The sequence below is a fragment of the Eubacteriales bacterium mix99 genome (assembly GCA_038396605.1).
In the GTDB taxonomy this organism is placed as follows: Bacteria; Bacillota; Clostridia; order Caldicoprobacterales; family DTU083; genus UBA4874.
In genome coordinates this window covers 658,221-680,162 of the sequence record CP121690.1, presented here as the reverse complement: position 1 = coordinate 680,162, position 21,942 = coordinate 658,221, and the positions used below count along the sequence as shown (strand labels likewise).

Genomic DNA, 21,942 nt, shown 5'->3' with positions numbered 1-21,942 from the left:
GTTTTCTTTGAAAGAGGGGTCAGGCATATCTGCTTTCAGCTGCTTTGCAGAGGAAGAAGCGTTCTTTTCTTTGCGGACGCCCCGGGCTTTATTGCTGTAATAGCCCTAATAGCGTACAAGCTGTTCCCCTTTGCTGGGGATATGTGTCACCAGCCGTGCCAGCCAGTCAAGGGCGGTAAAACGCTTTTTCACCCTGTTCCTCTTTCCTGTATAGATCACCTGATCCATACCGGTCCCTTCGGATGCGCCCATATAGACCATTCTTTCCTGTGATAGGGGCGCCCGGATTACATAGCGGGCCAGACGCTCCAGGCTCTCCTCATCCCCGGGCAGGATGACATCGCTGCAATACACATGGAAACCGCTGTGATGCCATGTGTCCATATTCTCTATGACGGATTCTGTAATTTTCCCTTCCTGCTTCAGCATATTCAGTACTTCCAGTCGAAACAGCGGCTCTAAGTCATTGGCGTTTGGCATAACAGCAGTCATAAAATTACCTGCCCTGTCAAAGCAGCCGTTGCAGAGATGATATGCAGATGGGGATTGAAATTCAGAACATCGCCAAAGGTCTGAACTGCAATGACAGCTCCGGGTATGGGATCTTCCATGGAAACACCGCTTTTCAGGTAACAGGATAATACCTTCCATGCACACCGGCTCAGTTTCCCCAAAAGGCTCCTGTCCTATAGAAAATAGGGTCGTATGCGTTTAGGAATACGGAATACCCACTGCCGGTGCCCTGCCGGGAGCAGTACATCCTTGCATAAATATTCTCCAAATTCAATCACTCGTTTCTGATGACATGATGGGCAGAAATACCTTCTCTTTCAGGAAAAGGGCAATAAATATTCATGATTGCAGTCATCGCATTTGACCCGTGCAAAACCCTGACGGAGGTCTCCGCAGTCCAAATATTTATAGATGTCATCCAATCACGTGAGGACGCCAATAAACGACCGGCTACGCCAGAGTGTGGGATCTGATTCATAAAGGGTCGTACCCGGAGTTTTACGATAACCCGGAGCCACTTATCTGGAATGCGATGTCAAGCGAATCGAGAACATCGGCGACGAGGTAAAATTCTATCAGTTTATGCAGGCCGTTGCGGCAAAGTCAGGCTCGCTCTTAAATGTGCAGGGTATTGCCAAGGATATCGGCGTAAGCCGTCCCGTCTGTGAGAGTTGGCTTTCGGTACTCCGTGCTTCCAATCTGATTTATCTTCTGCCCCCGTATCACAGCAATGTCACGAAGCGAGCCATTAAAACCCCGAAGATATTTTTCCTGGATACGGGCCTGATGGCGTTTCTGACCAAGTGGCACACGCCGGAGCAAATTGAAACGGGAGCCATGAGCGGCGCGTTTTTTGAAACATTTGTGTTTTGCGAAATCCTGAAAAGTTTCTATAATGCCGGAATTGATCCGAAAGCCTATCTGTATTTTTACCGGGATAAGGGCGACAATGAAATTGATTTTATCATCAATTTTAATGGGCAGCTGCATCCGATTGAAGTCAAGAAAAAGAGCAACCCCGATTTGGATGATATCCGGGCGTTTCGGTTTACTGAAAATAACGAAACCTACAAGCGCGGTGCGGGGGCGGTTGTCTGCACCAACGATAGGATCGTACCGCTTTCCGAACAGGACAGCATCATACCATTCTACTATATTTGAGCAATGAGGGATAGAAATCTCCATGGAGAACAGAGCGGATAGGATCATCGACGAAAAGAATAAATTTTTTTATCTCAAGGAACCGTTTTTGATACCGGTATTCAAGTTGAAAAACAGGTCGGTGTTTCCAACTATCTTTCCGTCTGCTCATCGACTGCGAAACGAACCTGCCGCTGTTTATCGGCGCGGTGACGGATATCGGTAAGTGAGAAGGTAGTGCCGGCGGCATCCATGATGCCGCCATTTTTTTATTTACTGCGCAGGATAAAATTGAAGTATTCGGACATGGAGTTACGTCAGAATTCCCTGGAGTTGTTATTTTCAACTTCTGCGGAGTTTGGATGCTTTGAATGTTTAGAAAAGTCAATAAACAGACAATAAAGCACTAATACTATACTCATAATGATATTGATCCAAAACCCGTATGCTGTTCTTCTTAAGTTGAATTCGGCAAAATCCCTAAATTTCTGTTCGAAGTACAGCATAACGATAAGAGTGCAGATCTGCAATAAAGGTGTGATAACATGGTATCTGAATTTTATCAATGTTCCTGCAAAAAACATACACAGGGCTAATAAAAAAGGTAATGGAAAGTGTTCCGGTGCAGCCCAGCCATTCATTTCGACCAGCCCCTTGATCTCATAAAATTTTAGAGATCTCAGAAAAAGCATCAAAATCATAGTGCATATAGGAATAACCTTTTCCCAAATGATTTTATGATTATCTTCTGACACGACCATATTTCCCACCGTCCTTTCCGATTTTTTCCCACGAATTAGTAGATGAAGATGCCCAAGCATGATAATTTTTTGTATGCTGTGCTACTTTATAGTCATAATATCCATTAGTTTTCGAGGTTTTTTTACTTGTTACAAACCCCATATGATTCCAGTCTCCATCTTTCTCATAATCTGCAGCAATGAAATCACCCTTTTTAATATTAGCAGAAAATAAAGAATTATTTGTTGTGGTATAACCTACTCCCATGTATTTTGCAAAAGTATTCGCTCTTATCCAAGAAATAGAATGCTTATGAACAGTTATATATAACACTTTTGATTTTGTATGCCACCATCCCTTTTTTTGGTCGTCATATTTCACCTGAGACACACCGCCATTTTCCAAAATCTGTGATACAAAGTTGGTGCAATCTGAAGAAAATTTGTCATAATCGTCCGTATTAGGAGATTTTGCATATTTTGATGCATATGCAACAGCAGCATTAATATTAAAGCCAAGAGCATTTAATGAAGCTAGTGATCGTTCGTTATTTGATATATTGGATTGTTGACTTAGTGCAATATATGAGTCATACGGCAATAATTCTAATAGATCTGCATTTTCTGTTATATCCGTTGCAGCAGTAGCTCTTGTCACAAGTGATACTATTTCCTCATTTTTCTCATGGTTCTCATAAATATCGAAGAATTTACGCATTGTTCTAAAACTCACAGCCTCTTCATTATACCAGTCTGGACACGAAGGCAAATCAATTAATTCATGCATTGCATCATAATAATCTTTCCAATTATCATCCGATATATCTTCATATCCATATTCCAACTTGATTTCTTGAACTACCGGATTTGTGGAAATGTTCTGTAACGCTGCTTCTTGCGAATCAAAGGTAGCATAAAGCGGAACACTTGTATTTCCGACTACCAAATTTTTATTAACTGACATAGTTCCTATACCTGCAAGTAAATTTGATGGTTGTCGGTCAATACTTACAGATTCAATATCTACGACTATGCCTAAATCAGCCTTTTGTGATTGGGAAGCCATAACATTCATACTTCCTATTGATAATGTTCCAATTAGGATCAGCAGCATGGCCAAAACTTTTTTGACCTTTCGTGACATAATAATACTCCTCCCCCTCTCAGTAACAAGCTTTAGTAGTAATTAACAATTCATACTATACCACATTAAGGATTAATTGTAAATTATAATTTTAATGATTTTGGAATTTCTTGATAGGAATTTGCTTTTCTTACGTTCAGTATAACAGGTAGAATGGGCTGTCAAGCCACCTGAAATCATACAAAAATTGGCAATCAACTGCTATTAACAAGAGAATATGACCAGTACATTGAATGAAACACAGGACAGCTTCGGAGTAAAAATAAAGGGAAGGACCATATATATAAAAAAGCCCATACAGGAATAAGCCTCAGATCTTATACCAGTCTGGACTGAAAGCAGTGTATTCATGCAAATGCCGCTGATCAGAATGTGTGATCTTCATAGGGTGACAATTGAGAATACTCGTCCTCAAAAGGCATCTGAGGCAGTGTCTCATGATTGTCGGATGATCGGGCATCATTCGCAGCCGGCATATCGGGAACCACAGCATTTGATAAGAGAGGAGGGTCATGATTCCCAGGTACCCATAGATTTAAATGCTTCAATATTTTATCCATATACGGCGGATATAGAAGGTGCGCAACATCTGACATCGGATCCCACCACATAAAATCGCCAAGAGCGGCTAAACCTGTAACAGAATAATTACCGTTATCATGTGCCATATAAATACTCCATGGAAACGGACTAATATGAGCCAAAGAAGATTCTCGCTGCTCTAAATAGGGAAGATTATTGTCCCATGCATTGCAAATATCATCAAATAAGGCTTTGCTTATGATTCCCTTCTCTAATAAGAAGCGCCCTGAGCCACCGTGAAATTCAGCATTACTATAAAATCTTGCAGGATGTATCGGGTACTTTTTCTTATCAGGAGAACCATTCCATACACCACTCCAACTGTTTTTAATACGATGTATCTTACTGTATGTATAGGCTAATGACTCAAAAATCATAATCCGATTCACAGAGTCGGCAGTTGAATACAAATCATACAATCTAGTGCCATTATAGGCTTCAAGCAATAGAAAACGAAACCCGTAACTTGTTTTATTTTCCGCATAGGCCAGTAGATTAGGCTGAGGTATACCTATATGATGTAGCACTTGAGTTGCGTGTAGCTGATTCAAAATAGACGCTTCGTCGGTCCATTCATCATTAGTCCCTATTTTTAACAGCAACACCTTACCATCTGCAAAGTATATTCTTCTCGATTCCATAATCCATGCGTTGGGCTTGCTGATTTTAATAATTTCATCAGAAATACCTGCTGATTTTACAATCGCAACTATTGCTTCATTAGACAACTTTCCAGGGGTGAACTCTATTTCGGTACTTGACATATATCACCCTCCTATCATAGGTTATATTTTGCCAATGCCTTTACGACATAGCACAACGTGGACCAGACTTATAGTGCGCTTGTCATACACCCTTCGATTACTATTTTTAATGTTACTTTTTAGCAATGAATAACAAGTGATTGCTCATTCCTAAAAAGTAACCGTCAACCCGGCCGTCACATTGCAGGAAAGGCGTCAGAAAGGGTACAATTTACTTCAAAAGAGTTCAAAACGCTCTAAGAAGTGTTTTGAAGCAAATTGGAGTGAATTGAGTGGATACACAAAAAATTGTGACGAGGTTCCGGCTGTCGGGCTGGGGTGAAGAGGTAAAAGAACGGATAGCCAGCGGGCAGACCGTAAACGCATTCTGCGAAGAAAAGGGAATCAGCAAAGCCACCTATTACTACAGACAGAAGAAAGTACGGGAAGCTGCCTGTAGGGGGCTGTTGGAGAAACAAGGCGGCGAGGGTGGGCTTGTGCCGAACGGATGGACGCAGCTTGAGGAGCCTAAACTTGCCGCCGGTGCCGAAAGTATGCTGACCATCGAAATCGGCGGCTGTCATATCAAGGTAACTGCTTCGACGGATTTGGAACTGCTGGCGAAGGTCTGCCGCGTACTGAGGTCGCTGTGATGCGCTTCGACGAAAAGCCCGTGTATCTGTGCTGCGGATGCACGGACATGAGGAAATCCATCAATGGGCTGATGACGCTTGTGCAGCAGAGCTTTTCTCTGGACCCTTTCGCCGATGCGCTGTTCGTTTTCTGCAACCGAAACCGTGACCGCATAAAAATACTTGAATGGGACGGCGACGGCTTCTGGCTGTATTTCAAGCGGCTGGAACGCGGACATTTCCGTTGGCCGTCGTCGGACGGAGAAGCGACAATGGCGCTGAACAGCGAAGAATTATCCTGTCTGATTGACAGTGCAAGGCTTGCAAAGAAGCTCAGCCGAAGCGAGGTTTCCGAACGTAAAATTTCGTAGAATATCGGGTGCGAAAAAGCCGATTTTTCTTGATTCCATGCGGTTTTTACGGTATAATTAGAGCATGGAAAAGCGAGAGAAAACAGTTGAAATTCCGCTGCATGTTTATGAGAATTTTCTCAAGCAGGCGGAGCAGATTGCCGAGCTGAAACAGCAGGTAGAGTGGCTGACGGAACAATTTCGACTTGCCAGTCACAAACGATTTGGCACGTCCAGTGAGCAGACGGACAACGGACAGTTGTGCTTGTTCAACGAAGCGGAGGAAACCGCCGATTTGACCGCACCGGAGCCGGAGATCACTAAAGTCAAAGCGCATTATCGCCGGAAGACCCGTCTGACCACCGACAAGCTGCCGGAAGATTTGCCCGTCGAGGTCATCCTGCATGAGCTGCCGGAAGAAAAACGTGTCTGTCCTGACTGCGGCTGTCCTCTGCACAAGATGGGCGAAGAGGTGCGCGAGGAACTGAAAATCATCCCGGCAAAAGCCATGCTTGTCCGCCATGTACGGCATATTTACGCCTGCCGGCACTGTGAGGAATCTTCCGACCGTGTGCCGATCGTCAAGGCGAGCATGCCGGAACCCGTCATCAAAGGCGGTTTCGCATCGCCCGAATCGGTCGCCCACATCGCTGTACAGAAATTTGTGATGGGCAGCCCGCTTTACCGGCAGGAGCGGGAATGGGCACAAAACGGCATTCTGCTTTCCCGTCAGACGATGTCGAATTGGCTCGTAAAAGCCAGTGAAGATTGGCTGGAGCCGATATACAAAGAGATGAAACGGCAGTTATGCGAGCATCAGGTCCTTCACGCAGACGAAACCACCCTCCAGGTGCTGCATGAGAACGGCAAGCCCGCCAGGAGCAAGAGTTATATGTGGCTTTACCGGACAAGCGGCGAGGCGGAACACCAAATTGTGCTGTATGACTACCAAAGGGACCGAAAGTATACTCACCCGGAGACCTTTTTGAAAGATTTTTCGGGTTTTCTCCATACGGACGGTTATGACGGCTATCACAAACTCCCTGACCGGATTACCGTTGTGGGCTGTTGGGCGCATCTGCGCCGAAAGTTCGACGAGGCGCTGCAAACGCTGCCGAAAGAAAAACGTGAATCGTCCGATGCCCAAAAAGGGATCGCCTACTGTAACAGGCTGTTTCATTTTGAGAAACAGTTTGCTTTGCTGTCCCCGGAAGAACGCCGGGAAAAGCGTGAACAACTCTCCAAACCGATGATGGAGGCTTTTTTCACATGGGCCGATTCGCTTCGCGCGCTGCCAAAGTCTCTGCTGGGCAAGGCGGTCTATTATGCGCAGAGCCAGCGCAAATATCTCAGAGCTTATTTATTGGACGGCAGGCTTGAAATCAGCAACAACCGCGCTGAAAATTCGATCCGTCCCTTTGTGATGGGACGCAAAAACTGGCTGTTTTCCAATACCCCTAACGGCGCGAGAGCCAGCGCGGTTTATTACAGCCTGATCGTTTCCGCCAGAGAAAACGGGCTTGTGCCGTTTGAATATCTCACGAAGGTTTTCACTCAAGCCCCGAACGGCGTCGATCCTAAAACCCTTATGCCATGGAAGTTGTCACCCTTGGCTTGACGGTTACTTTTAATACGATACTTTTCGGACTTGCACTTCTTTTGGGCATCGCATGTTTTATCTATTTGACCGTGCGAAATAGGACTGTCTTAAAGATTGGGCAACTAAAAGCTAGGCCAATTATTGCGAATGTTCTGACTCTTGTGGTGATGGTTGCGATCTTTTACGCTGAGGGCATATATCTTTGGACGATTTGGCTTATAGAAGTTGTGCCGATAGTTTAGAAATTCTTTTAATTGGAATTATACGGTGTAATAGAAATTATAATGCATTTTAGACCATGGATTGTTACACAAGAAAATTAGTTAAGTTAAGCTACTTGTGTATATTTCGATCTCAAAAACACCACTTGTTCGGTCACTTAGCCTCAGCTTCACGGAGGAAGAGCCCAGTCCTCCGGAAGCTGAGCTATTGTGACTAATTGTTAGTCTTCATTATCTCTACGGCCATGAGCCAGGCAGTGAATTTGGCTAGTCTATTGGTCGGACTCAATAGGACCCTGATTATAGTACAGCAGCTTCATATAGAGATGATAGGCCGGATTACGCTGTAGCTTCCGGCGAGGTCTTAAAAATATCACCGCGAAGATCCTCGTCATAGGGATGGAGCAGATGAGGGGCTTAATTCATACCTGGTATGTACCGTCTCTGATTCCAGATGACGGATATCCTTGACGAGGCAGTTAATCAGCTTTATGAATTCATACATTCCGGGACAATCACCACATGAGTAGCCATCATACATCTTTCCCACCCCCTTCTGAGGCCTGCAGTCCATGGCGCTCCCTCATGGAGACACGCCCGTCAATCATGCGATCCGGTTTGTTTTTCCATTGAGGGCTTTATTCGGTTTCGTATTGGAGTGAAAATAAAGGGAGTGACCAAATGTAAAAAAGCCCATACAGAAATAAGCCTCAGATCTTATACCAGTCTGGACTTAGGAATATGATTTTATTCAGTTGCTAAACTGGTTTACTGATTTGATCTTAAATTAACAGATTATGGGATGCCGTTCTGTAATGGGTGTTACTACATATTCCCTATTATTGCTTTTCTTAACTTGCAACTCTATGGAAAATGTAGTTGCAATACTATGGAAAAATTACTTGCAACTTTCTTCAAAAATTACTTGCAAAAAACACCATATTGAATTCCTCCATTTCGATTTTTTGGGGATGGCGAATCGAAATGGAGGCGGTGGGGAACGGCATCGAGGTTGGACTTCGGGCCAACTTGGCCCAAAGTTGGCGCATTGCGCCTTATGTTGCGTCACCATCGCTATCGCTCCTGCTCCTTATTTTTCCTCTCATCTGTCAGTCCGAACAGGTGGTCAATATTGGCCTTTGCGGTAATAACCTCCTGCATTTCTTTTCTTACCGCCTGGTACTCACCATAGGCGGCTTTTTTTCTTTGCCGTAAGCTCCCGGCCTTCGGCTTTGAGCGTATCCATGTTGGGGAGCTTCGCCCCGGACAATAAACGCCGGAATGCGTCCTGCGCCGCCCGATAGGCGGCAATGTCGGCCTTATGCTCCGCAAGGTATTTCTTGCTGTACCTTGCAGCCTTATTCCCTCAAACACAGGCCGGGTTTTGGCGTAATCAACCACCGCCGCCTTTAACTCCGCATTGACACGCATAGCCGCCTCGGTGGATTTTATGCTATCGTAAAGAGTATGGAAACGGCCTGTAACCTCTGAGGCTTTTTGCTCCAACTGCTCATATTCCAGCAGATTGTTTTCTTGCAAGTATTGGAGCGTTGCCGCCATCTGCTTTAGGTTAAAGATTTTTGCCCACCGCTCGTAAGCGGGGCCTTTCCCGGCCCTCAATCGTGGCTTGTATGTCCTCCCTCCTGTCCGTAGCCCTTGCCAAGAGTGGAGGCCCGGAGCCGGGTAAAGCGTTCCTGCCCCTCGACCTGGAAGCTGATCGCGCCGCCGCGCCCATGCTTTACCTCATAGCCAGCCGCCGCCATAGCCTGTAAAAAGGCTTCCATATCGGGCGGCTTTTCGGCAAGGCAAATATCAATCTGCGCCTTTAGACGGTTTTGGAATGTCGGCGGCTTGTTGCCGCCGAGCCATTGCCCATAATGCTTGTATTTGCCCTTGCTATGCAACTTCGGATTGGCAATAGTGGATAAGCCGTGTTCAAGCCATACCGGTCAGACAAGCGGCGAAATGCGTGCGCAGAACCGATAAAATCCCGGAATTTCCGGGTGCAATCCAGTGAGGTTGAGTTGTAGTAAATATGACAATGGGGGTGGTCAATATGTGATCCAAGGTTTCCGCTTTCGTCCAGAACGGGTCGCTTTCTTTGCCATCGCCCCTTGTATTCTCAATCAGGGTGTCACATTCTGCTTGCGCTCTTTGCGTGTTTGTGCGTCCTTTTGAGCACGTGTAGATAGTTCTTCCTTTGACGGTTTTTCAGCTTTCGGCACTTTCTCCTGTTTTGCAGACTGGGCGGGTTTCTTGTCCGCTTTTTCAATGGTCTTACTCTTGCGGGAATTGGATTTGTTCTTCTGCTCGATTTCATCAAGCGGCTTTTCCCATTCCTGCCGAGTGTCCTTGACATCCGGCCCGTTTTTATCAGGCTGTGCCTTTTTATCGGTACTATCTGTGATACAGTAGTATCAAGTTATGAAAAAAGGAGGGTACCTTCCACAAGTGCTGATAAAAGTGCAGATGCCTCTTTTATATTCTTCACATTTTCGACCCTTTTCAAATAAGATAATGGCATATATGATTTGGAAGGGAAGGATAAAGATGCGCTTCTATTATGGGGAGAAAAACCTGCACAGGGTTCTGGATGAGATGGAGTTCTGGAAGCACCAGGAATCCGAACACACGGTTGTCATTCGGGAAGTAGCCAGTGATCTGGAACCGGCTTTTGTCTGTCGGCTGCAGCAGTTTGAACTGGCCTTTCAACAAACAAAAGGGTTGACTGTGCGGTACATAGAGACCATTATCCGCTCAAAAGGGAACATCTTCCCGGATATGCAGCAGCAGATGATGGAGCTGGTGCGCTTTGCCATTTGCCAAAGCCAACAGTTCATTTTGCTGCTCAATCAGATTTTGGCGGAAAGCGCGGCAGCGCAGAACAATAGCGCCGTTTCGGTAGTTGTGAATCATATTCGCCGGGAATCAGAATATTTCATCGGGATCGCACAGACAATATTGTCATGTTGAAAATCGTGTACCATCTGTACGTATCGGAACATACATGATAAGATCAGAATAGGAAATGCAGTTGTTATGATGATAAACAGGGAGGAATGAAAATGAGCAGCAAGTATCTTAAAAACATTGAATCGGAGCAGGTCCTGGAGCTGCTGAAACTGGTAGATTACCAGCAGGGACAGGTCGTCAGCCGGACCCTGGTTCAAAATGAAGCTGTCAGCATCACCCTTTTTTCCTTTGACAAGGGAGAAGAGATCCGTACCCACACTTCGGATGGAGATGCCATGCTGACGGTCCTGGAAGGCAATGCGAAGATTACCGTTGGCGGGAAAGATCATGCCCTGGCACAGGGACAGACCATTGTTATGCCGGCTCAGGTTCCACATGCAGTGGCAGCGGAAAATCCGTTCAAAATGATTCTGATTGTAGTGTTTTCTCAGCCGGATTGATAACAACAAACCACCAGCGAAAACGGTATGGAGGAGGAGCAGAGCCGGTTGGCAAAATGGAATCCCTGGCACGGCTGTCATAAAATCAGCGCCGGCTGTCGGAACTGTTATGTTTATCGGATTGACGCCCGGCATGACAGAGACAGTTCCATTGTAAAAAAGACAAAGGACTTCGACTTACCGCTCAGGCGTGATCGGGCAGGAAAATACAGGCTGAGCGGCAGGGAGATTGTCTATACCTGTTTTTCCTCCGATTTTTTTCTGGAAGATGCCGATGAATGGCGCAAAGAAGCGTGGGACATGATCCGCGCAAGACAGGATCTGCATTTTTTCATTGTCACAAAAAGAATACATCGCTTTCATGAATGCCTGCCCGGGGACTGGGGGAACGGTTATGAAAACGTGACGATATGCTGTACCGTTGAAAATCAGGAACGTGCGGACTTCCGACTGCCTTTGTTTCGGAACGAACCGATCCGGCATAAAAGCATCATCTGTGAGCCGATATTGGAAAATATCAATTTATCACCGTATCTTTCCGATGAGATAGAGGAAGTGACCGTTGGAGGGGAGTCCGGTCCCAATGCCCGTCTTTGCCGGTTTGACTGGGTTCAGAATATTTGCGTCCAATGCCGGAAGGCCGGAATGCCATTTACGTTCAAGCAGACCGGAGCCCGATTTGAAAAGGACGGCAGGATTTATCAGATTCCCCGGAAGGAACAGCATTCCCAGGCACAGAAGGCAGGGATCAACACAGGCCGCTGAAGCCGGGGACGAAATTATCATATCTCAAAAAATATTTATTGTATGGCGATAAATAGTTATTGATTTTTATAAAACAATAGCATATAATAGAAAGAGCCGGAAATCCGGAAATTTGATATTTCATTAAATGATGAGTTCAAGGAGGATTTTTTATGAGTCAAGCAAAATTATCCAGGTGGCTCAAGGCCATTATGGTCGGAGCGGAAATTGGCATTGCCATTGTTTATTTCCTCATTATTCCCGTTATAGGAAAGGATATCGTCGCGGCGAATCCGGAGTTTGCCTATTGCTATTGGCCCTGGCTGATTTTTCTTTGGACAACTTCTGTTCCTTTGTATGTTGCTGCTGTTTTTGGCTGGAAGATAGCAAGGGAAATTGGGCTGGACAATTCCTTTTCCAGAGAGAATGCAGTGAGCCTGAAACGGATTTCTCAACTTGCTGTTGCAGATACCATATATTTCTTTATCGGCATTGTTGTATTCAGTGTGCTGAACATGATTCACAGCAGTATCGTGATTGCGGCATTTTTCGTTTTATGTGTGGGGGCTGCCATTATCATTGTGTCTGCGGGGCTGTCCCATCTTGTCTATAAAGCAGCAAAAATGCGGGAAGAGAATGAATTAACCATTTGAGGTGTAAATATGATTGTGATCAATATTGATGTGATGCTGGCCAAAAGGAAAATGAGCGTCACTGAACTTTCGGATAAAGTGGGTATCACCCTGTCCAATATTTCCATACTGAAAAATGGGAAGGCAAAAGCGATCCGGGTTGATACACTGGATAAAATCTGCAAGGCACTGAACTGTCAGCCGGGCGATGTTCTGGAATGGAGGGAATAGGGGCAGCCCCGTTATCCCTTCAGAATTTCCAGCAGCTCTTTCGGTGTGTTTACGATCCGGCTTGCTCCGGAAGCCTGCAGTTCGGAGTTGTCCCGGAATCCCCAGGAAACGGAAAGACAGTCGATCCCTGCATTCTCAGCGGTTTTGATATCCACCTCGGAATCACCGATGTATACGGAAGAAAGTTTTTCTGCATGAAGCAGCCGCATTGCTTCCAATGCCGTATCCGGACAGGGCTTCTTCCGGATTCCTTTTGATTCGCCGATGGCGACGGATATGACGTCCCGGAAATAGTATTTTGCCAGCTCCTTGACCAGGTAATCGGCTTTATTTGAAACAATGGCCATGTGATAACCCAGGGCCTTTAGTTCCGGCAGGACTTTTTCCAGTCCTTTATAGGGCCTTGTCTTGTTACGGCTGTTCTTTGCATAATGAAGCTCAAAAAAGGAATAAATATCCTGAAACTGTGGGTGCTGCTGTCCATCCGGTACGGATCGTTCCACCAGTGCCAGCATGCCGTTGCCAAGGAAACGCCGTACTTCCATTTTTGTTTTGGTTGGCAGATGAAATTTTGTAAGAGCAGCATTGACGCTGTCCCGTAAATCATCCAGAGTATCCAGCAGGGTACCGTCCAGATCCCAGATAATGCTGTTGTATTTTTCCATTAGTTTGTGGCAAATTCCTGTTCCTTTTTTGGGAGCCGGCCAGGCGAAGATGCCACATTCACCTCCTATGGGATTGCTATTGTGCTGTGAATCCCGGAATTAATCCTTCCCATTATCTCTTTTAAATATTTTATTGTCAAGTTTGAATGGTAAAATAATGTTTGAATGGTAAAATAATAAATATATTCAGAATATATGAATGCCGGGACTCGCATTGGATACAGGGAATTGATTCCATTCCCATTATCATGAGTCATTGCATAGGGCGCAGAGGGAAAGGGAGCGGAGGATCACAGGAAATGATAGATTATTCCGCCCAGGACTCCGGCTCCCAGCATGACAAAGACCGGATCCATTTTTGTTTTTCTCAGGATGACCACACACAGGGCAATCAGGGCAACTGCAAAGAAGTCGATACGGTTTACCTGAAAGGAAATGGCGGCTCCGTTCCACAGGGCCTGAACAATCATGGATATTCCTGCCGATGCGATCAGCCCCACAACAGCAGGATGAAGACCATTGAGGATCCCCTGCATGTATTTCAGATTCCTGTATTTTTTGTACAATGCCGAGATCAGCAAAACGATAACGGTGGACGGAAGGATACATCCAAAAGTCGCCGCCGTCGCTCCCTGGATTCCCGCGATGCGTGTACCGACAAATGTGGCGGAATTAATCGAGATGGGCCCGGGTGTCATTTGCGATATGGTGACAATATCGGCAAACTCCCTCATGTTCAGCCAGCTGTATCGATTGACAACCTGGGTTTGTATCAAAGGCAATGATGCATAGCCGCCGCCAAAACTAAACATCCCGATCTGAAAGAATACCCAGAATAATTTAAGATAAATCATGACTGCTGTCTCCCTTTCCTGTTTCTTTTTTGACGGACAGGCAACCGACCAGCCCGCAGAAAAAGATAACGTAAACCGGATTGACATGGAACAAAGCGGCTGCAATAAAGGAACCTGCCATAAGGATTGCCGGGACGATCCCGTGGTGTTCCTTTAAAATGGTTCGACCCATGGTAATTACAACATCAATAATGACGGCGCAGACGCCTGCCTGCATGCCCTGCAGGACATTTTTCACAACCTTGTTCCCGATAAAAGCGCTGTAACCGACGGAGATAACGGACAATAACAGAAATGGCGGCAATACGGTTCCCAGTATTGCAACTAGCGCACCGGGAATTCCGGAAAGCCGATAGCCAAGCAAAACGGCTGCATTTACGGCAATTGCACCCGGCGAGGACTGCGCGATTGCTGTAAAATCAAGTATTTCCCTTTCATCAATCCAATGAAGTTTATCCACAAACTTCTTTTTCATTAAGGAGATGATGACATACCCGCCTCCGAAGGTAAAAGCGCTTAACTGAAAAGTTTCCAGAAAGAGCTTCCAGTAAAATTTCTTATCCTGTTTCAAACAAATATCCCCCTGTCTTTTTTCTATGAACCGATCTTTCTTCGTAATGGAACGAGTTACCCGGCTTCCTTTTTCTGTGATATCCATTGTCTGATATCTGCTTTATTCTATCTTTTCCCGTTCCTGTTCCTCTCTATTATAGCCCTGAGCATTGCATAAGTATAATATTATTATCTTATATAAATCATATTGTTTTTCTTATGAAAAATCAATTTCATTTGGACTTGATTATTTGTTGCATGCATCGTATAATTAGAAAAGCAATTTACAGACACTGTTGTCTAATAATCGGGGAGGGGAGAGAATGGCGCGTCCTGTTGATGAAAAGAACCGTGAAGAAGTGAAGGAAAAGATCATGGAAACTGCGCGTAAGGTTTTTTGTGAAAAAGGCTTCATAAATGTAACCATGACGGATTTGCTGAATGCGGCAGGCATGAGCCGCGGTGGATTTTATTTTTATTACAGATCAGTCGACGAAGTGTTTCGGGATACTGTCCGTAATCGAAATAAAAGCAACTTTGATGAAATACGGCTCTCCATAAACAAAAATCCGGATTTCACGGGCTTGATTGACAGCTATTTTGCAAAACAGAAAAAACGGCTTCTTAATATGGAGGATAGCTTACTGCGTGCGTTTTATGAGTATTTATTTACTCATATGGAAAAGAGCGACATACAATTTCGCAATGAGCAGAGCGACAAAATACTAGGCACCGTAAATGCCATGTTACAGCTTGGTGTTCGGCAGAAAGCGCTTGCCCCGGAGAATGTGGAGCAAATTGCGGAGCATTATATGTATACGATTGAAGGCTTGAATGTAATGGCATTATTTCAGGGATTGACAGAGGAAACCATAGACCGGCAATTCAAAATATTAAAGAACATGATAAGTGAGGACAGATAATATGAAAGTACTGGTAACAGCAGGCGATACCTATGAACCGATTGATGATGTGCGCAAAGTAACGCATATGGCAACAGGCAGGCTTGGCAGTTTAATTGCGGACGCATTTGCCCGGCGCGGCGCAGAAGTGACTTTTCTTTGCGGAGAGCGATCCATACGGCCCGCCCTGTCTATGGACAAGATCGTGGAAATCCAGGGGGTAGTGTCGTTACAAAAAGCGTTGAAAGAGCTTTTGTCAAATATAAAATATGACAGTGTTGTTCATAGCATGGCCGTTAGTGATTATACCATCCGGGGACTGGCAACGGAGGATGCGCTTATAAATGAATTGCTGAAAGCTATATCAGACTCCGGTACGGTTTATGATGAAAAGCAATTATATTCCAATATTCAACAAGCCATCAGTAATGCCCTGTATAGCGCCACCGGCAAAATCAGTTCGGATTTCGACTCTCTGACTGTGTTCATGGACAGAGCCCCCAAGGTGATTTCCTGTGTAAAGCAAATACAGCCAAATACGATATTGGTCGGGTTTAAATTGTTGTCTCATGTGGCTGAGGAAGCATTGATACAAGCTGCACAGGAGCAAATGCGTTCAAACGGCAGCGATTTTGTATTGGCAAACGATCTTTCCAACATTGAGGGCGACCATCATCAGGGAATGCTGATCGGGTCAGATGGCATTCTGGACAGACCCGCAACGAAGCAGGATATTGCTGAATCCATTGCATCTCATGTGATCGGCAAAATGACGGAGCAACGATAATATGGACCTGGCTGTCAGTATAGGGAATACTACGATTCGTATCGGCGCTGTCCATCATCAGAATGGGAAAGTGTGGGAAATCGGAAGGAATGCACAAGATATTGCGGGTGAGATGTCAAATATATTTGCTTTATTAAAGGAACCTGCAGAAAGAAGCATCCTGGCTTCGGTTCGTCCGGATTTGACCAACGGGGTATATCATGTTATGTGCTCGTTTTGCCGCACAGAGCCAATTATCGCTTCATTGGGAAACGGGTTTTCCCTGGATTATAGTTATTACAGGGGACAATTGGGCATTGACCGCGCCATTTGCTGTGAGGCTGCCTGTCTACAGGCAGAGCCACCATTTATTGTAGTCGATTTGGGTACGGCTACCACGCTGAACGTAGTTGATGAGAGCAAGCATTTTATTGGCGGCTTGATCTTGCCGGGTGTGCAGATGGGGCTATCCGCATTGTCAGACAACACTGCGTTGCTTCCCCATATTCAGCTGGAATCTTTTGGCGGAACCATCGGCCGGGACACGAAAGAATGTCTGCTGTCCGGTGCGGTGCATGGTACGGCTATGTTGCTGGACAAGGCCATAGCAAATATCTGGTCGATATTGGAGTCAACCGGAACAAGTGTGATAACAGGAGGAAATGCTTCTATCATCCTGCCGATTATGGAAACCCAATGTATCTATGAGAAAGACCTGATCCTAAAAGGGTTGTTCTCTATTTTAAATAAAGAAAATGAGGCGCTTGAATGGATACCTCAGCAACGGCTTCTGCAAAAGTAAAAAGGCTTGTAATTTTATCTATGTTTCAGCCCCTGTTTGCTTTTCTGAATCAGCACCTGGGCCTACTTCATCATCCTGATTTTAATAACTAAGCGGCTGGATACATATTATATAAAATGGAAAAGGAGATAGAATGCTGAGATTGTACAAAAAGTAATTTGATCGGATAGGAGCATGATAGTAAATGAAGAGTGGTCAAAAGTTCTTTGAAAAATTCAAGGGAAAATTAATGTCAGGATTTTTAACTTCTTATCTAATACTTATATTGATTCCTATAATGATCGGATGTGGAGCATATATTATTATAGAAAATAATATTGAAAAAGAGGCAATAAGGATAAAAAATACGATTATAGAGCAGATAGGAGAGACTGTCGATCAGGATATCAGCATAGTTAACAACATTTGCGAGCAGCTAACGAGTAATACCAAAGTTAAGAATTACAGCACTCTTTCAGATCAGACAAATAGACACAACTATTTCGAGTTAAGAGAAATCGCATATGATATCAAGAATGCAACTTTGCTATCCAATGATATTGAGGGCATTTTTGTATATTTTCCTAAGAGTAACACCATAATTTTCAAAGAGGGGATTTATGATCCTTACAGTTTTTTTCGGTACAATTATTATATAAAGGACTATACTTATGAGAAATTTTGTAATCAGATATTGAATCAAAGCCATTCCTTTCATTTATTGGATGTTTCGGTTGGCTCCAGAAAAAAGATACAAAAAAATTAATCAAAGTGCTTTTAAAAAAACAAATTCTGATGCAAAACTGGCGGGAGCTCCTTATCCGAAAGCATAGGATGGCTATCAATACAGGTTTTTGGGGGATTATACCGGAAGCAATGGTACTGTAATCACTACGGCATGTGATCATGTGGAAGAAGCAATCAAGTGGTTGAATTTCGCTTATACAGAACAAGGCCATAACTTGTTAAATTTTGGTATAGAAGGAGAAAGCTATGAGTGGGTTGATGGATATCCGAAATACAAGGACGTAGTGACGCAAAATCCGGATGGGCTTTCTTTTGCTCAGGCTTTGTCGAAATTCTCTTGTGGCTCATTCTCCGCTGCCTATGTAAAAGACCAAAGACAATTTGAGCAAGCGGTTCTAACCTAATCTTGCGTGTTGGGCGTATTATGTCGGTTGGACATGAGAAAACCATATTGCTTTATAATCCGGCGATATTTGAGACGGCTGACATTATTTCCACCTATGTATATCGCAAAGGACTTTTGGAAAGCAACTTCAGCTTCAGCGCCGCTGTTGGACTTTTTAATTCTGTTATTAACTTCATACTGATCATCTGTGTTAATAAGATCAGTAAAACAGTTTCAGAAACCAGTCTGTGGTGAAGGGAGATTATTATGGCTGTAAAACAATCCGTTGGGGAAAGGACTTTTGAGTTGTTCAACACCTTATTCATGACAATCCTGATGTTTATTATGCTTTATCCCTTGACATTTGTGGCTTTTGCCTCTTTAAGCAGTCCATCTCTGATGATATCCCACAAGGGACTTCTTTTATGGCCAAAGGGATTCAGTCTGGAGTCGTATAAAGCGATCCTTAACTATAAAATGATTTTTATCAGTTATAAAAATACCATAATATACGTTGCTGCAGGCACCTTGATCAATGTTGTCATGACGGCTCTGGCGGCATATGGGCTTTCAAGAAAGGGCGTTTTATTGTCAAATGGTATTATGTTCTTAATTACATTCACTATGTTTTTCGGCGGAGGGTTGATACCTTCCTACCTATTGATTAAGGACCTGGGTTTGATCAATAGTCGATGGGCATTACTGCTTCCTGGGATGATCGGAACGACAAACCTGATAATCATGCGGACTTCGTTTAAAGCGATACCCGTTTCCCTTGAAGAATCCGCAAGGCTTGATGGCGCGAATGATTTTGTTATCTTATTTCGAATTATTATTCCGCTCTCTATGCCGGTTATTGCGGTTATGACTTTATATTATGGAGTAGGGCATTGGAATTCGTGGTTTAATGCAATGATCTATTTGCAGGATCGTAATTTGTTTCCTTTACAGTTGATTTTACGGGAGATTCTGATCGATAACTCCACGGATGTAATTGAACTTGAATCAAACGACAGCGAGCCTATCGCCGAAACAATAAAATACGCAACGATTATGGTGGCAACCATCCCGATTTTGTTTATTTATCCTTTTATCCAAAAATATTTTGTAAAGGGTGTAATGATCGGAGCTATTAAGCAATAAATCCTCAACATAGAAACCAGTAACAATTAGACCGATCTGGAATAGATTGCTCTTTTTCTATCTATGAGATGACTTAAATATATCTGTGAATAAAGGAGAGGGTTTTATGATTCGTCATAAGTATTTGCAATTGCTACAGCCATGGGTGAATTCGGCCAAAAAATATCTGTATCGTTTTCCGGATCATCGGGAGCTGGTTTTTTACGGAAGCGGAACGAATACCTGGGGAGTGCAGACCAATCAGAAGGCACTGGCTGCTTTCGCGGTGTTGGCGGAGGATCCGGATCTTAACGAAAAAGAGATAGGAATGACCCGGGAGGAATTGCTGGAATATGCATTGGCAATGTTACGTTTTTCCCTGCGCAGTCATATGGAAGGAGACGTTTGCTGTACTGATGGCACTTCATGGGGACATACCTGGATCAGTGTTTTGGGCATTGAAAGGATGATGCATGGGGTGAGAGCAATATGGAGGCATTTGACTGAAGAAGACAAGATATTGCTGAAAAAGGTTTTGACATCAGAAGCAGACTGGTTGCTGGATCACTACCCTGTTGAAGCAGGTCCGGTCAAGCAAAACAAACCGGAAAGCAATTTGTGGAACGGTGCCTTTCTGCATCGAACGGCGGCAATGTACCCGGATTTGCCACGGGCTGCGGAATACCGGGAAAAAGGGAGCTGCTTCCTGGTCAATTCCATTTCGGTTCCTTCCGATGCGGAATCCGATGAGATTCTGGACGGGAAACCGGTTTCCGGGAGGTATGCAGGAAATAATTTTTTCTCATCCTATGCATTGAATCATCATCATTATATGAATGTGGGATATATGGTGATTTGCCTTTCCAATGTGGCTATGCTGCACTTTTTTTACCGGGAGAAAGGGATCCGGCCTCCGGAAGCACTGTATCATCATGTACCTGAGCTCTGGCAGCTTGTCAGGACTTGTATTTTTCCGGATGGAAGGCTGCTGCGGATTGGAGGGGATACCAGAGTTCGCTATTGTTATTGTCAGGATTATCTTATCCCGGTCCTTTTGCTGCTGGAGGACCGGTATAAAGATCCGGACTGCTGGGACTTTGAGCAGGCATGGCTGAATATTGTGAAGCAGGAGCAGGAGTACAACCGTGATGGCAGCTTTCTTTCCAGGCGGGTGGAGAAATTGGCATGCGTCTCCCCGCTGTATTACTCCAGACTGGAATCGGACAAGGCGGCGACGCTGGCCATGGGTCTGTATTGGCATCGCATGAAGGAGGAGCATCGGCTGCATGATACGATGGAAGATACCGGGAAACAAAGGACGGTGAAAGTTGCTTCAGAAATGCATCCACTTTCCTTCTGGACGGATGATTATCACGGAGCCAGCCTGCATCGCAGCGACAGACGAATTGCTTCCTGGGTATGGGAAGCTTCTGAGAAACCGCAAGGGCTTTGTTTACCTCCGGACAAAAGTGACATGGCAGAATGGCATCAGAATCTGGCAGGAGAAGTTCGGGGAATGGGCTGCTTCCATAGGAATATTATCACCTCTCATGAAGAGCATCCTTTCGATGGTGGCTTTCTTACCTATGGAAAGCTTCGAACTCGCTCCGAGAGATTTGTTGCCGAAGGGGAGGGTGATCGGGAGATCGCTGTGGAAAAGATTATTTATGCCGCATTACCCGATGATGCCACCGTTCTTGTTATGCAGCAGGCACGGGCTTTAAACCGGGATTATTTTCGGTCTGTCAAGGGTTTGCTTCTGCAAATTCCAAATGATCTATTTAACGGGAATAAAAGGACTTATTATATGGAAAGAGGGAAGCTTACGGTGGAAGGATACGGCAGCAAAGAAGAACAGAAAGATCTTTTCGATTGGGTGAATATAGATAATTGTCTGTCTGTGTTGAAATGCTATGGGGATGCTTCTTTATCTCTTTATCGGCCCGGAACGAGACAAATTCAAATTACAGATCGTTTTCCTGACACGGGAAACCTGTATGCGGATGAAATTTGTTGCACCTGCCGCAGAGATCTTCACCCGGTTGGAAAAGGGAACCTGCTGTTTGATGTTGGATCTTTGCTTCGAACAGGAGAAAATCACGTGGAGGCAGAAGAGAGTGTAGGGATTCAAAAACAGCTGGTGGTTTCCATAGTAAGCAATCCGGGAAGAGAGAGTACAGACATAAAAGGGATACTCTGTCAGGGGGTGGATAAGAGGATTTATCTGCTTCTGGCGGACATGGGGGATGTCAATTCCGAAACGACAGTATCTCAGGTACAGAAAGCACAGCAGGCAAGGGAGCTCTGTATTTGTATGCCGGAGAAGTTTTCCGGGATTACGGATGTATTGAGCGGAAAGAGATACACCCGCAGCACCGGAGGGAACTTCCATTGCTCTCTGAGAAATGAAGGGGCGGCCCTGTTTACTGTGGATTAGGCATAAAACGGTTCGGTTCGCGCAGCATCAAATGTTGATTTTTAAA

27 protein-coding genes and 1 pseudogene are annotated in these 21,942 nt (G+C 44.7%); 17 read left to right on the top strand and 11 right to left on the bottom strand.

What is annotated here, in order from left to right:
* Positions 1 to 105: 105 nt before the first annotated feature.
* The 3 genes from QBE55_02770 to QBE55_02760 form a co-directional block, all read right to left on the bottom strand.
* On the bottom strand, positions 106 to 492 hold the full coding sequence (locus tag QBE55_02770; protein ID WZL79109.1) for a transposase: 387 nt from the start codon (positions 490 to 492) through the stop codon (positions 106 to 108).
* On the bottom strand, positions 489 to 674 hold the full coding sequence (locus QBE55_02765; protein ID WZL79108.1) for a transposase: 186 nt from the start codon (positions 672 to 674) through the stop codon (positions 489 to 491). Before QBE55_02765 ends, QBE55_02770 begins: the two co-directional genes overlap by 4 nt.
* Before the next feature lie 156 nt (positions 675 to 830).
* Entirely contained in the window at positions 831 to 914 is an 84-nt protein-coding gene (locus QBE55_02760; protein WZL79848.1) for a hypothetical protein, read from the bottom strand.
* A gap of 181 nt (positions 915 to 1,095) precedes the next feature.
* On the opposite strand from QBE55_02760, the gene QBE55_02755 reads away from it, so the two are divergent.
* Entirely contained in the window at positions 1,096 to 1,674 is a 579-nt protein-coding gene (locus tag QBE55_02755) for a DUF4143 domain-containing protein (protein ID WZL79107.1), read from the top strand.
* A gap of 296 nt (positions 1,675 to 1,970) precedes the next feature.
* On the opposite strand, the gene QBE55_02750 is transcribed toward QBE55_02755, so the two are convergent.
* From QBE55_02750 to QBE55_02740, 3 genes are all read right to left on the bottom strand, one after another.
* Positions 1,971 to 2,408 carry a hypothetical protein gene (locus QBE55_02750; protein ID WZL79106.1) on the bottom strand — a complete coding sequence of 146 codons (438 nt, stop codon included), beginning with the start codon at positions 2,406 to 2,408 and terminating at the stop codon, positions 1,971 to 1,973.
* A complete protein-coding gene (locus QBE55_02745) occupies positions 2,395 to 3,537 on the bottom strand; it encodes an amidase domain-containing protein (protein WZL79105.1) in 1,143 nt (380 codons plus the stop codon). Before QBE55_02745 ends, QBE55_02750 begins: the two co-directional genes overlap by 14 nt.
* A gap of 365 nt (positions 3,538 to 3,902) precedes the next feature.
* Complete coding sequence (locus QBE55_02740) at positions 3,903 to 4,883, bottom strand: hypothetical protein (protein WZL79104.1); 981 nt, start codon at positions 4,881 to 4,883, stop codon at positions 3,903 to 3,905.
* 272 nt (positions 4,884 to 5,155) lie between these two features.
* On the opposite strand from QBE55_02740, the gene QBE55_02735 reads away from it, so the two are divergent.
* The 3 genes from QBE55_02735 to QBE55_02725 all read left to right on the top strand — a co-directional run bounded on the left by QBE55_02735 (position 5,156) and on the right by QBE55_02725 (position 7,462).
* Entirely contained in the window at positions 5,156 to 5,515 is a 360-nt protein-coding gene (locus QBE55_02735) for an IS66 family insertion sequence element accessory protein TnpB (GenBank protein WZL79103.1), read from the top strand.
* A complete protein-coding gene (gene tnpB / locus QBE55_02730) occupies positions 5,515 to 5,865 on the top strand; it encodes an IS66 family insertion sequence element accessory protein TnpB (protein WZL79102.1) in 351 nt (116 codons plus the stop codon). The genes QBE55_02735 and tnpB overlap by 1 nt, the downstream gene beginning before the upstream one ends.
* Before the next feature lie 64 nt (positions 5,866 to 5,929).
* Positions 5,930 to 7,462 (top strand): IS66 family transposase, encoded by a 1,533-nt coding sequence (locus QBE55_02725; protein WZL79101.1) that lies wholly within the window; start codon positions 5,930 to 5,932, stop codon positions 7,460 to 7,462.
* A gap of 1,277 nt (positions 7,463 to 8,739) precedes the next feature.
* Here QBE55_02725 and QBE55_02720 read toward each other — a convergent pair.
* A complete protein-coding gene (locus QBE55_02720; protein ID WZL79100.1) occupies positions 8,740 to 9,204 on the bottom strand; it encodes a hypothetical protein in 465 nt (154 codons plus the stop codon).
* Between the two features lie 77 nt (positions 9,205 to 9,281).
* Positions 9,282 to 9,569, bottom strand: a complete 288-nt coding sequence (locus QBE55_02715) for a hypothetical protein (protein WZL79099.1) — start codon at positions 9,567 to 9,569, stop codon at positions 9,282 to 9,284.
* Positions 9,570 to 10,215: 646 nt separating this feature from the next.
* Here QBE55_02715 and QBE55_02710 point away from each other — a divergent pair.
* The 5 genes from QBE55_02710 (at position 10,216) to QBE55_02690 (ending at position 12,685) form a co-directional block, all read left to right on the top strand.
* Positions 10,216 to 10,638: a DUF2935 domain-containing protein gene (locus tag QBE55_02710; protein WZL79098.1), complete on the top strand. Its 423-nt coding sequence runs from the start codon at positions 10,216 to 10,218 to the stop codon at positions 10,636 to 10,638.
* 92 nt (positions 10,639 to 10,730) lie between these two features.
* Positions 10,731 to 11,078 carry a cupin domain-containing protein gene (locus QBE55_02705; protein WZL79097.1) on the top strand — a complete coding sequence of 116 codons (348 nt, stop codon included), beginning with the start codon at positions 10,731 to 10,733 and terminating at the stop codon, positions 11,076 to 11,078.
* Positions 11,079 to 11,126: 48 nt separating this feature from the next.
* Positions 11,127 to 11,843, top strand: coding sequence for a DUF5131 family protein (locus QBE55_02700; GenBank protein ID WZL79096.1), 717 nt, complete (start codon positions 11,127 to 11,129; stop codon positions 11,841 to 11,843).
* A 152-nt stretch (positions 11,844 to 11,995) separates the two neighbouring features.
* Positions 11,996 to 12,475: a DUF2975 domain-containing protein gene (locus tag QBE55_02695; protein ID WZL79095.1), complete on the top strand. Its 480-nt coding sequence runs from the start codon at positions 11,996 to 11,998 to the stop codon at positions 12,473 to 12,475.
* 9 nt (positions 12,476 to 12,484) lie between these two features.
* Entirely contained in the window at positions 12,485 to 12,685 is a 201-nt protein-coding gene (locus tag QBE55_02690; protein ID WZL79094.1) for a helix-turn-helix transcriptional regulator, read from the top strand.
* An 11-nt stretch (positions 12,686 to 12,696) separates the two neighbouring features.
* On the opposite strand, the gene QBE55_02685 is transcribed toward QBE55_02690, so the two are convergent.
* The 3 genes from QBE55_02685 to QBE55_02675 all read right to left on the bottom strand — a co-directional run bounded on the left by QBE55_02685 (position 12,697) and on the right by QBE55_02675 (position 14,775).
* On the bottom strand, positions 12,697 to 13,350 hold the full coding sequence (locus tag QBE55_02685; GenBank protein WZL79093.1) for an HAD-IA family hydrolase: 654 nt from the start codon (positions 13,348 to 13,350) through the stop codon (positions 12,697 to 12,699).
* A 290-nt stretch (positions 13,351 to 13,640) separates the two neighbouring features.
* Positions 13,641 to 14,204 (bottom strand): chromate transporter, encoded by a 564-nt coding sequence (locus QBE55_02680; GenBank protein WZL79092.1) that lies wholly within the window; start codon positions 14,202 to 14,204, stop codon positions 13,641 to 13,643.
* A complete protein-coding gene (locus tag QBE55_02675; GenBank protein WZL79091.1) occupies positions 14,191 to 14,775 on the bottom strand; it encodes a chromate transporter in 585 nt (194 codons plus the stop codon). The genes QBE55_02680 and QBE55_02675 overlap by 14 nt, the downstream gene beginning before the upstream one ends.
* A 304-nt stretch (positions 14,776 to 15,079) precedes the next feature.
* Here QBE55_02675 and QBE55_02670 point away from each other — a divergent pair, with 304 nt between their 5' ends.
* The 8 genes and pseudogenes from QBE55_02670 (at position 15,080) to QBE55_02635 (ending at position 21,896) form a co-directional block, all read left to right on the top strand.
* Complete coding sequence (locus QBE55_02670; GenBank protein ID WZL79090.1) at positions 15,080 to 15,679, top strand: TetR/AcrR family transcriptional regulator; 600 nt, start codon at positions 15,080 to 15,082, stop codon at positions 15,677 to 15,679.
* 1 nt (position 15,680) lies between these two features.
* Positions 15,681 to 16,445, top strand: a complete 765-nt coding sequence (locus QBE55_02665) for a phosphopantothenoylcysteine decarboxylase (GenBank protein ID WZL79089.1) — start codon at positions 15,681 to 15,683, stop codon at positions 16,443 to 16,445.
* Between the two features lies 1 nt (position 16,446).
* On the top strand, positions 16,447 to 17,226 hold the full coding sequence (locus QBE55_02660) for a type III pantothenate kinase (protein WZL79088.1): 780 nt from the start codon (positions 16,447 to 16,449) through the stop codon (positions 17,224 to 17,226).
* 184 nt (positions 17,227 to 17,410) lie between these two features.
* Positions 17,411 to 17,971: a hypothetical protein gene (locus tag QBE55_02655; protein ID WZL79087.1), complete on the top strand. Its 561-nt coding sequence runs from the start codon at positions 17,411 to 17,413 to the stop codon at positions 17,969 to 17,971.
* Positions 17,972 to 18,113: 142 nt separating this feature from the next.
* Complete coding sequence (locus QBE55_02650) at positions 18,114 to 18,356, top strand: hypothetical protein (protein WZL79086.1); 243 nt, start codon at positions 18,114 to 18,116, stop codon at positions 18,354 to 18,356.
* Positions 18,356 to 18,592, top strand: a pseudogene (locus tag QBE55_02645) (sugar ABC transporter permease). The gene QBE55_02650 and the pseudogene QBE55_02645 overlap by 1 nt, the downstream one beginning before the upstream one ends.
* A 12-nt stretch (positions 18,593 to 18,604) precedes the next feature.
* A complete protein-coding gene (locus QBE55_02640; protein WZL79085.1) occupies positions 18,605 to 19,480 on the top strand; it encodes a carbohydrate ABC transporter permease in 876 nt (291 codons plus the stop codon).
* Positions 19,481 to 19,586: 106 nt separating this feature from the next.
* Positions 19,587 to 21,896, top strand: a complete 2,310-nt coding sequence (locus QBE55_02635; GenBank protein WZL79084.1) for a hypothetical protein — start codon at positions 19,587 to 19,589, stop codon at positions 21,894 to 21,896.
* The last annotated feature ends 46 nt before the right edge of the window (positions 21,897 to 21,942 follow it).

Excerpts from the sequence above, each read along its gene's own strand:
- QBE55_02770 (WZL79109.1), bottom strand. The coding sequence starts at position 492 with ATGACTGCTGTTATGCCAAACGCCAATGACTTAGAGCCGCTGTTTCGA.
- QBE55_02755 (WZL79107.1), top strand. The coding sequence starts at position 1,096 with ATGCAGGCCGTTGCGGCAAAGTCAGGCTCGCTCTTAAATGTGCAGGGT.
- QBE55_02745 (WZL79105.1), bottom strand. The coding sequence starts at position 3,537 with ATGTCACGAAAGGTCAAAAAAGTTTTGGCCATGCTGCTGATCCTAATT.
- QBE55_02740 (WZL79104.1), bottom strand. The coding sequence starts at position 4,883 with ATGTCAAGTACCGAAATAGAGTTCACCCCTGGAAAGTTGTCTAATGAA.
- tnpB (WZL79102.1), top strand. The coding sequence starts at position 5,515 with ATGCGCTTCGACGAAAAGCCCGTGTATCTGTGCTGCGGATGCACGGAC.
- QBE55_02725 (WZL79101.1), top strand. The coding sequence starts at position 5,930 with ATGGAAAAGCGAGAGAAAACAGTTGAAATTCCGCTGCATGTTTATGAG.
- QBE55_02710 (WZL79098.1), top strand. The coding sequence starts at position 10,216 with ATGCGCTTCTATTATGGGGAGAAAAACCTGCACAGGGTTCTGGATGAG.
- QBE55_02705 (WZL79097.1), top strand. The coding sequence starts at position 10,731 with ATGAGCAGCAAGTATCTTAAAAACATTGAATCGGAGCAGGTCCTGGAG.
- QBE55_02695 (WZL79095.1), top strand. The coding sequence starts at position 11,996 with ATGAGTCAAGCAAAATTATCCAGGTGGCTCAAGGCCATTATGGTCGGA.
- QBE55_02690 (WZL79094.1), top strand. The coding sequence starts at position 12,485 with ATGATTGTGATCAATATTGATGTGATGCTGGCCAAAAGGAAAATGAGC.
- QBE55_02685 (WZL79093.1), bottom strand. The coding sequence starts at position 13,350 with ATGGAAAAATACAACAGCATTATCTGGGATCTGGACGGTACCCTGCTG.
- QBE55_02680 (WZL79092.1), bottom strand. The coding sequence starts at position 14,204 with ATGATTTATCTTAAATTATTCTGGGTATTCTTTCAGATCGGGATGTTT.
- QBE55_02670 (WZL79090.1), top strand. The coding sequence starts at position 15,080 with ATGGCGCGTCCTGTTGATGAAAAGAACCGTGAAGAAGTGAAGGAAAAG.
- QBE55_02665 (WZL79089.1), top strand. The coding sequence starts at position 15,681 with ATGAAAGTACTGGTAACAGCAGGCGATACCTATGAACCGATTGATGAT.
- QBE55_02660 (WZL79088.1), top strand. The coding sequence starts at position 16,447 with ATGGACCTGGCTGTCAGTATAGGGAATACTACGATTCGTATCGGCGCT.
- QBE55_02655 (WZL79087.1), top strand. The coding sequence starts at position 17,411 with ATGAAGAGTGGTCAAAAGTTCTTTGAAAAATTCAAGGGAAAATTAATG.
- QBE55_02640 (WZL79085.1), top strand. The coding sequence starts at position 18,605 with ATGGCTGTAAAACAATCCGTTGGGGAAAGGACTTTTGAGTTGTTCAAC.
- QBE55_02635 (WZL79084.1), top strand. The coding sequence starts at position 19,587 with ATGATTCGTCATAAGTATTTGCAATTGCTACAGCCATGGGTGAATTCG.